3 protein-coding genes are annotated in these 1416 nt (G+C 59.6%); 2 read left to right on the top strand and 1 reads right to left on the bottom strand.

Annotated elements, in window-relative coordinates; all coding sequences use genetic code 11:
- Positions 1 to 203 precede the first annotated feature (203 nt).
- On the top strand, positions 204 to 635 hold the full coding sequence (locus ASG32_RS34295) for a hypothetical protein (RefSeq protein WP_157862124.1): 432 nt from the start codon (positions 204 to 206) through the stop codon (positions 633 to 635).
- 263 nt (positions 636 to 898) lie between these two features.
- Here the strand turns inward: ASG32_RS34295 and ASG32_RS31990 are convergent, their stop codons facing one another.
- On the bottom strand, positions 899 to 1093 hold the full coding sequence (locus ASG32_RS31990; RefSeq protein WP_056534188.1) for a hypothetical protein: 195 nt from the start codon (positions 1091 to 1093) through the stop codon (positions 899 to 901).
- Positions 1094 to 1177: 84 nt separating this feature from the next.
- Here ASG32_RS31990 and ASG32_RS34680 point away from each other — a divergent pair, with 84 nt between their 5' ends.
- A complete protein-coding gene (locus tag ASG32_RS34680) occupies positions 1178 to 1336 on the top strand; it encodes a hypothetical protein (protein ID WP_199866189.1) in 159 nt (52 codons plus the stop codon).
- Positions 1337 to 1416 lie beyond the last annotated feature (80 nt).

The following is a 1416-nucleotide window of genomic DNA, read 5'->3' on the forward strand; positions in this document are numbered from 1 at the left end:
CAATCTCTTCAGCCGTATGCTTCTTCCGTCCCATGATGACATCCTCCACATGGCTCAAAGCCATACCTTAGGGAGGACCACTTTTCAGGGGGCAGGCCATTACCAATTATCGAGGATGCCAATTACCCGGGCTGGGCACTCTGGCGGAGCCATTGGCAGCACGCTACCCTGGGAATGCAAGGATCTCGCTGCGGAGGAAAACAATGCGTGCCAGCACTTTCGTATTCGCCTTTTTTGCGATTGCTGCGGCCGGACATGCAGAGGCCGCGGGATGCGGTGGGTCGCCTCAGGCCGCACCGGAGATAGCCGGTAATTACGTCGACAACTTCGGTGGGCTGCAGGCCGTTTCGAACCGGTTCTGGATCTCTGGCAACTCGGTGTTCGAGATCTGCTCCGTTGACGGTAGTGCTCGAAACATGATCGCCTATAATCATCCGGCCAACAGCTACAATCCGGGCAAGTTCAGCCGTTTCGAATGGGTCAGGGCTGACAACCGTTTATGGTACTGTCAAGCCGTTTATGACGCATCGACAGAAGGCGCTGCGATGCAGGCACCTCCTGCCGATCCTGCTAATCCTGCTCAGAGTGGGTGCGGCACCTTTCCCTGGAGCACTCTCATTCGCATTCTACCCTGACGCCAGAACAACGGCCCTGCAAGAGTTGCCACAAACTCGTAGTTGTTCCGCAAATCTAACCTGAAAGCTGGCGCTCTGTTTCCGAAGCGAGATCAGGCACCAACGTCGAACGCCATCCTGGCATGGCACTGAGTGTCCGCGATGGATCGAGAGCGGGCGCGGACGCGGCGCCCGCTTCGACGCATTGTTGCCAGATAGTGGACCGGCGGGCATCTAACCGTCTTGGACCTTGCTGATATGATCGGCAGCAGGTCCGGAAAGATTCAAGACGGTGATGCGCCGTTGTTTCGCGGCGGCAGCTCCCGCTTCCGCACGATCCGAGCGCGATCCCGAAGGGTGACCTCGTTCGTCGGCCATTCCAGGCAGGCCGCCTCGAACGCGGCGATCGCCACGCTCAGCGGGTAGATCGTCGCGAGGCGCAGATTGATGTTGCCAGAGCGCACGGACGACGAACGCATGGACGAGGCTCGGCTACGGATGATCGTGGCGTCGGCGTAGACGCCCTGTCCCCGCTCACGGTAGCCTCGTCGCGGGGGTGAATCATGCCCGACAACCCCGATCCTGTCTTGGAAGCTGTCGCAACCCTGCGCGCCGCGGGAATCACGGCGACGCCCTGCGGAGATGATTTCGCGCACTGGATGGTAGGGGATTTCATCGTCGACGACACCACTCTGATCCGGCTCGCCTGGCCTGCCCCCTGAAAAGTGGTCCTCCCTAAGGTATGGCTTTGAGCCATGTGGAGGATGTCATCATGGGACGGAAGAAGCATACGGCTGAAGAG

The sequence above is a fragment of the Methylobacterium sp. Leaf361 genome (assembly GCF_001424445.1).
Classification (GTDB): domain Bacteria; phylum Pseudomonadota; class Alphaproteobacteria; order Rhizobiales; family Beijerinckiaceae; genus Methylobacterium.